Origin of the sequence: Brevibacillus soli (genome assembly GCF_044759095.2) — a bacterium.
Classification (GTDB): domain Bacteria; phylum Bacillota; class Bacilli; order Brevibacillales; family Brevibacillaceae; genus JBIYSM02.
The window spans coordinates 1-7413 of record NZ_JBIYSM020000079.1 but is presented as its reverse complement, the minus strand read 5'-3'; the positions used below and the strand labels follow the sequence as shown (position 1 = coordinate 7413).

General features: G+C 52.6%; 5 protein-coding genes. All 5 read left to right on the top strand.

Features of this window, described 5'->3' with window-relative positions; genetic code table 11:
• Positions 1 to 178: 178 nt before the first annotated feature.
• The 5 genes from ACE99V_RS19840 (at position 179) to ACE99V_RS19820 (ending at position 7172) form a co-directional block, all read left to right on the top strand.
• Positions 179 to 2122: a transporter substrate-binding domain-containing protein gene (locus ACE99V_RS19840; protein WP_400492935.1), complete on the top strand. Its 1944-nt coding sequence runs from the start codon at positions 179 to 181 to the stop codon at positions 2120 to 2122.
• A complete protein-coding gene (locus ACE99V_RS19835) occupies positions 2107 to 3474 on the top strand; it encodes a sigma-54-dependent transcriptional regulator (protein WP_400492934.1) in 1368 nt (455 codons plus the stop codon). The genes ACE99V_RS19840 and ACE99V_RS19835 overlap by 16 nt, the downstream gene beginning before the upstream one ends.
• Positions 3475 to 3651: 177 nt before the next feature.
• The gene (locus tag ACE99V_RS19830) at positions 3652 to 4656 is read left to right on the top strand and encodes a TAXI family TRAP transporter solute-binding subunit (RefSeq protein ID WP_400492933.1); all 1005 of its coding nucleotides are present in this window, start codon (positions 3652 to 3654) and stop codon (positions 4654 to 4656) included.
• A gap of 30 nt (positions 4657 to 4686) precedes the next feature.
• Positions 4687 to 5208 carry a DUF1850 domain-containing protein gene (locus tag ACE99V_RS19825; protein WP_400492932.1) on the top strand — a complete coding sequence of 174 codons (522 nt, stop codon included), beginning with the start codon at positions 4687 to 4689 and terminating at the stop codon, positions 5206 to 5208.
• The gene (locus ACE99V_RS19820) at positions 5205 to 7172 is read left to right on the top strand and encodes a TRAP transporter permease (RefSeq protein ID WP_400492931.1); all 1968 of its coding nucleotides are present in this window, start codon (positions 5205 to 5207) and stop codon (positions 7170 to 7172) included. The genes ACE99V_RS19825 and ACE99V_RS19820 overlap by 4 nt, the downstream gene beginning before the upstream one ends.
• The last annotated feature ends 241 nt before the right edge of the window (positions 7173 to 7413 follow it).

Below are 7413 nucleotides of genomic sequence, written 5' to 3'. Positions count from 1 at the left end.
TTTTATCGTGTAGGAAAGTTTAAGGGCTTCACCGTGTGAAAGCGTCCTGAAATAAACTTTCCGGAACGCATAAAAAGGTTCCTCTAACGAAGAACCAGCTTCTTCGAGAGGGCTTCAATCGAAGCTTTTTTTATTTTCTTGTATAATAAAGAAAATGAAGGTGCGTAAGGAGGCCGCCATGCTGTTGCGTTTTTTGTGCTATTTCATCGGAGTGGCTGTCTTGCTCGGTTCCTTGTTCCCGGGACAAGCCTTGGCGGAAGGGAAAGTGCTCCGGGTGGCCTTTGACAAACAACTGCCTCCGTTTTCTTTCGTGGACGAGAACGGTGATGTTTCCGGTTTCAACATCGACTTGATCAACGCCATTGCCAGCAAGTACGGATACGACTTGGAGTACGTTCCCCTGGAATGGGAAGACGCCGTCGCCTATCTCGAACGAGGAAAGGTGGACGTCGTGTTGGGAATGAAATATACCAGTCGATATGAGCAGGTGTTTGATTTCAGCGAATCGTTTTTCACGATGTCGGAAGTGCTGCTGGTTCCCAAGCAGGACAAGGAAATCTTCACGCTGAACCAGCTGACGGAAAAGGTGGTCGCCGTTCAGCGGGGAAGTACGGGTATAGATTTGCTGGAAAGTGTGCGAAGAGTAAAAATGATCGTATCATTCAATCAGCCGGACGCATTGGAAAATCTGGTGCTGGGACGGGCCGACGCCTTTATCGGCAACCGCTGGACCGCAGAATACGTGCTGCGGACGGATAACAGATGGGACGATTTTGTGATGCGCTCCGGTTTGATTAACCCAACGGATTACGCGTTTGCCGTTCGCGAGGGTAACTACGAGCTGCTTCAGACTTTGAACGAGGGATTGAACCAGCTGTATCGCAACGGAACCTACACCAAACTGTACAGCCGCTACTTTGAGCCGTATTCGCCCCACGTCACGGAATTTTGGCGAAAGCTGGTTCTTGGACTGCTGGTCACCATGGCGATCGTGGTAATCGGGTTGGTGGCGACCTTCTATTGGAACAAACGGCTGCAAGCGGAAGTGCGGAGACAAACGGCCGCTTTGGCAGACATGCTTGCCTTTCAACGAAAAGTCCTGGACAACACGGAAAGCGCAATCCTGTCACTGGACGTTCACGGTCACATTACGCTCATCAATCAGGTTGCTCGCGAGCTTCTGCAGCTAAGTGACGACGTGCTTGGACGCCACTTGTCCAGCTTGCTTCCGCAGCTGCCGATCCAGGCGGCCTTACAGGCGGAGGAGAGGCAGCTGTTTGAAGGAGAATTTCGCTGGGATCGCGGTTCGGCGCGCATCTTCCACTATTACATGGCGCCGTTTGCCAACGCACTTGACAAGCACGTGGGATGGATCGTCAGCCTGCAGGATCGGACGGAGCAGAAGCATTTGCAGGCCCGCTTGATCGCTCAGGAGAAGATGCGGGCGCTGGGTCAGCTCGTGGCCGGAATTGCTCATGAGCTGCGCAACCCGCTTACGGCCATCAAGACGTTTGTGGAACTGCTGCCAATGAAGCTGGATGATTCGCGCTTTCGCAAAGAACTGCTGCAGTATGTTCCGGAAGAAGTGGAACGGATGAACCGTATCCTGGAAGACCTCCTCGACTACTCCCGGTCAAAGCCGCTCCAGATGCAGGAGGTGCATCTGCAAGAATTGGCGGAATCGGTGGTCGGGCTTTTTGCCAAACGCATGAAAAACGAGCAGGTCAAGGTCGTATTGGACATCCCGCAGGGCCTGTACATCCGGGCTGACCGCGGGCGCGTCAAGCAGGTGCTGATCAATCTGGTGATGAACGCGCTGGAAGCGATGGTTCAGGCAAAAGAGAAACGGCTGACCATCCGCGCCTGCGAAGATGGGAAGCAAATCCTTCTGACGGTAAGCGACACCGGCGAAGGTATGGAGGAGGCGGAGATCCCCCAGCTGTTTCAGCCCTTTTACACGACGAAAAGCCAGGGAATCGGTCTCGGGCTTTATCTGAGTCAAAAAATCATGCGCGAACATTGCGGAGAGATCGACGTGCGCAGTGTCAGGGGAGAGGGCAGCACGTTCGGATTGCGCTTTGAAAAGACAGAACAAGGAGGGCAACTATGCCAAACCTGTTAATCCTCGATGACGAACCGGCCATCTGCTCTTCGCTTTCGTTTGCTTTGGAAGACGAGTACACCGTTTGGACTGCGAAAGAGGCGGAAGCCGGTCTGGAGCTGGTTCGTCGGGAACCAATCGACTGCATCCTGCTCGATCTGAATCTCGGACACGCCAACGGTTTGGAACTGCTGCCCCAGCTAAAGGAGATCCGTCCAGAGGCGATCGTCATCATGATGACGGCTTACGGGACGATTGAGTCGTCTGTCGCAGCGATGAAAGCAGGGGCGTACCACTACTTGACCAAGCCGCTGCATCTGGACGAAGTAAAACTGCTGCTGAGAAAGGCATTGGAGTTCCAGCAGCTGCACCGGCAGGTCAAGGTTCTGAGCGCAGCGGTCAAGCAGCAGCAATCATACGCGGGGATCATCGGGAAAAGTCAGCCGATGCTGAAGCTCTTTCAGCTGATTGAAAAAGTGAAGGACATCCCCTCCAATATCCTGATTACGGGTGAAAGCGGGACGGGAAAGGAACTGGTCGCCCGCGCCATTCATTTCGAGGGAAACCGCAGTCAGGCCCCTTTTTCGGTAATCAACTGCGCGGCAATCCCCGAGTCGTTGTTGGAAAGTGAGTTGTTCGGCTATGAAAAGGGAACATTTACCGGCGCCTTTCAACGCAAAATCGGGCTGTTTGAGCGATCGCACGGGGGAACGGTCTTTCTCGACGAGATCGGTGAGATGCCGCTCGGCCTGCAGGCAAAGCTGCTGCGGGTCATTCAGGAACGGGTCGTAACTCCGCTTGGCAGCTACGAGAGCAAAGTGGTGGACATCCGGATCATCGCCGCCACCAACCGCAACCTGCAGGAGGAAGTAGCGAAGGGGACCTTCCGCGAAGATCTTTATTATCGTCTGAACGTGATCCCTGTCCACACGCCGGCCCTTCGTGAGCGGCTTGAGGACTTGCCGCTTTTGATCGATCATTTTCTTATGCTGTACGCGGCCAACATGGGAAAGGAAAAGAAGCCCTGCAGCCCGAATGTACAAAAACTCTTGTACAAATACGAGTATCCAGGGAATGTGCGTGAGTTGGCAAACGTGCTGGAATACGCCGTCGCCCTCTCGCAGGGGGACGTGATCGTCCTGGAAGACCTTCCTCCTGCTCTTACCAAGCGACAACCGAGTTCCAAACCGTCCGGCGCTGAGGTTGAAGGCGTGTTTATTCCGTCAGGGATCTCGCTGGAAGAAGCGGAACGGCGAATCATTCTCCACACGCTGGAACAAAACGGCGGTCACCGGAAAAAAACTGCGGATCAGCTGGGGATCAGCGAACGCGGGTTGCGGCAGAAGCTGAAACAGTATCTCGAGGCGGAATAAATGTACGTATCCGGCAAAAAATGCCGCAGAAAAGCGGATTTTTTTGCCGGTTTTCTGTTGGGAAGGAGCAACAAACGACAAAATAGTCGATCTCTTGTCATTTTTCTACATTGGCATGACTCTTGCTTTACTAATATGGTTGAAAACGTTTACAGAAAAATCGAAGGGGGAGTTATTTTGTTAAAGAAAATGCTGACCATCCTATCTTCCGCAATGCTGGTACTTACTGTGGCAGCTTGTGGCGGCCAGTCTACGTCGGCTCCGGGTGGTGCCGCAGGAGGGACCTCTGCAGGCGGGGGCGAGCAAAAATTTCTGACCATCGCCACAGGCGGAAGCTCCGGTCCTTATTACACCATCGGCGGAGCCATGTCCAAAGTGTACAAGGAAAAATTGGGGTATAACGCATCTGTCCAATCCACAGGCGCATCCGTAGAAAACATTAACCTGCTGAAAACGAAAAAGGCTGATATGGCGTTTGTCATGTCCGACGTTGCTTCCTTCGCGTACAACGGCCAGGAGAACTTTAAGGAAGGCGGCGCGATTAAAGAACTGACGGCGATGGCCGGCCTGCACCTTAACGTCGTGCAAATTGTCACGCTGAAAGACCGTAACATCAAATCTGTCGCTGATCTGAAAGGAAAGCGGGTAGGTGTGGGAGCTCCGAACAGCGGCGTGGAAGTAAACGCCCGCATGGTGCTCGCCGGTCATGGCATCACCTACAATGACATCAAGGCGGACTACCTCTCTTACGCGGAAGCGATCGAGCAGCTGAAAAACAACGCAATCGACGCGGCGTTCGTTACGTCCGGTCTGCCGAACTCTACTGTGATTGACCTGATGACGACCAAAGACGTGGAAATCGTGCCAATCCAAAAGGCAGACGTCGAAAAAATGGCACAGCAGTTCCCGTTCTTCGTTTCTGCTGAGATTCCGGCCGGCCTGTACAAAAACGATCAGCCGGTGCCGACTGCCGCCATTCGGAACATGATGCTGGTTCGTAGTGATCTCTCCGAAGATCAGGTGTACAAGCTGACCAAGGAGTTCTTCGAAAACCTCGACGCATTGAAGGAAGCACACAGCGCCGCGAAGGAAATTGACGTGAAGACAGCGGGCAAGGATTTGGTTGTACCGCTCCATCCGGGTGCGGAGAAGTACTTTAAAGAAGTGGGCGCGCTGAATTAAACGCTCACATCTGATTGACGGGGGGAAACCATGAAGAAGCGGACAGCACGAATACTCCTCCTGATTGTGGGGCTCATCCTCATTGGGCCCCACCCCTTTTTATTCTTGCAGGACTTTCATCGGCAGGAGACCGTTGGAGCCGTACCGATGCATTTTACAGATGCATTTAGCGTGGAGTGGATTCATTCTGTAGAGTTGACACCGTGGAGAGAGACATATCACGTTCATTGGATGAACGGCATGGAACTTGCAGAAACGTCGTTTCGCTCGTTTGGAGCCGGTGTTCCGACTGAATTTTCCGGAGCGGATTTTTCCGTTCGCAACGGTTGGATTACCGTGTCCGGGCTTCATGAACAGAGAGACAGCGTCTTGTACTTGATAACACGTGATGACTATAAGTTAACGGTAGGAACACAGGTGTGGAAATTATCCGATGTATTGCCATTGGGTACGTCTTTGGAGCTGTCAGTGAAATGGTTTCCGTGGTGGTATCGGTATCTATACAGATTAGAAAAAAGAGACGATCGGGGAAAGGAAGTGACTTCTGAATGAGCATGCAGGCAAATATGCCGAATCAGGACGAAATTCGCATGAATGAAAGCAAGGCGCAGGCAATTCTGCAGGAGTATGACAAGGAAGCCGGCTATCGTGTGTTTGAGAAAAAATGGCTTCGCCTGCTTGTTTCCGTGCTGGCCGTAGGGTTTGCACTGTACCATCTCTACGCGGCATACGCTATTCCGTTTGTGACCTTGAAGCACCGGTCGCTGCACGTGGCGATCGTACTTTGTTTGATTTTCCTGCTGTACCCGGGATGGAAAAAAGCTTCCCGCAAAAAACTGTCCTTGCTGGATGCATTGTTGGCTTTCGTTTCGCTGTCGACAGCGGGCTATATTTTCATCTATTATCTGGAGATTGTGAATCGTGGGGGAATCCCTTCGACGCTTGATGTGACGTTTGCGACCATTACTTGTTTGCTTGTATTGGAAGCCTCGCGCCGCGTCGCCGGCTGGGAGCTGACCGCGATGGCTGCGGTGTTCGTCGCCTATGCGTATTTGGGTCCATACCTGCCCGGTGAGTTTGGACACCGCGGGTATACCTTCAGCGATATCTTCAACTATATGTACGTCACCACAGAGGGTATTTTCGGCGACGCCATCGCTGTTTCCGCCTCGTTTATCATCCTGTTTATCATTTTTGGCGCGTTTCTCTCCAAATCAGGGATGGGCACATTGTTTAACGACTTGTCCCTGGCTCTGGCAGGAAATGCGAAAGGCGGCCCGGCAAAAGTAGGCGTCATCGCCAGTGCCGTGCATGGCTCGATTAACGGCTCTGCGGTCGCCAGTGTGGTGACGACCGGTTCGTTTACCATTCCGATGATGAAACGGGTAGGCTACAAACCGGAATTTGCCGCGGCAGTAGAAGCAACAGCGGCTGTCGGAGGGCAAATCCTTCCGCCGGTAATGGGAGCTGCGGCCTTTATCATGGCGGAGACGCTGGGCGTCCCGTACATCACCATTGCGATTGCGGCACTCATTCCCGCCTTGATGTACTATTTTGGATTGCTTGTCCAGGTGCACCTGCGGGCTGATCGGGACAACCTGCAGGGATTGAGTAAGGACGAACTGCCCAAGGTAAAGGAAGTACTGCGAGAGCGTGGGCATTTGCTGCTTCCATTGATTCTGCTCGTCGTACTCTTGATGATGGGATATACGCCGACGCTTGTAGCCGTGGTGACGATACTTGCAACGGTGATGATCGCGGCGCTTCGGCCGTCCAGCCGTATGGGTTTCCGTGATATTCTGCAGGCATTGGAAACAGGTGTGCGCGATACGCTTGGAGTAGCGGCAGCGTGCGCGGCGGTGGGTATTACCGTAGGGGTGTTCAGTTTGACCGGGTTGGGGCTGAAACTGGCCAACATCATTCTGATGATGGGATCGGGAAACTTGTTTATGACATTGTTCTTTACGATGATCGCTTCCATCATCTTGGGATTGGGTTTGCCGTCGATTCCTTGTTATATCATTACGGCTACGATGGCGGCGCCTGCATTGGCGGCTTATGGAATCGAACCCTTGGCTGCACATTTGTTCGTCTTCTATTTCGGGGCGATCGCCAATTTGACACCGCCGATTGCGTTAGCGGCGTTCGCCGGTGCCGGTATCGCGGGATCCGATCCGCAGCACACAGGTTGGATTTCCTGCAAACTGGCGTTGGCTGGCTTCATCGTTCCCTTTATCTTTATTTATAAGCCGGCCATGCTGATTCTGAACTCCAGTCTGTTGGACATCATAATTGCAACTTTCACTACTGCTCTGGCGGTGATTGCCCTGGCTGCAGCGACAGAAGGTTTCTTGCTCGTCAAAATGAATTGGCTGATGAGGTTGCTGTTGATTGGAGCTGGAATCGTTCTGGTCTTCCCTGAAGCCATATACATCGGCGCCGGTTTGGCAGTAATGGCAGCGGTTCTCGTCTATCAGTTTATCCAGAAGCGCAACGGCCTGACGATTCAAATGTAACATATAGAAGAAGGAAGAGGGGCAGGAAGGTGATTCCTGTCTCTATTTTTTCTGGACGGATGGGGGTTAAGTGGGAAGACATATTTCATCCGCTAGCTAGTTACTCCTGAAAAAATCGTTTTTTGGCAGAAGCATCTCATTGTGGTGAATCTCAGGGGGCTACCGTGTAACTGTATCCGTTAATCGTTGCTTATTTGGCCATTTGGGCTGCTCTTCTGAGGTTATGAGCCCAGATTCCGAA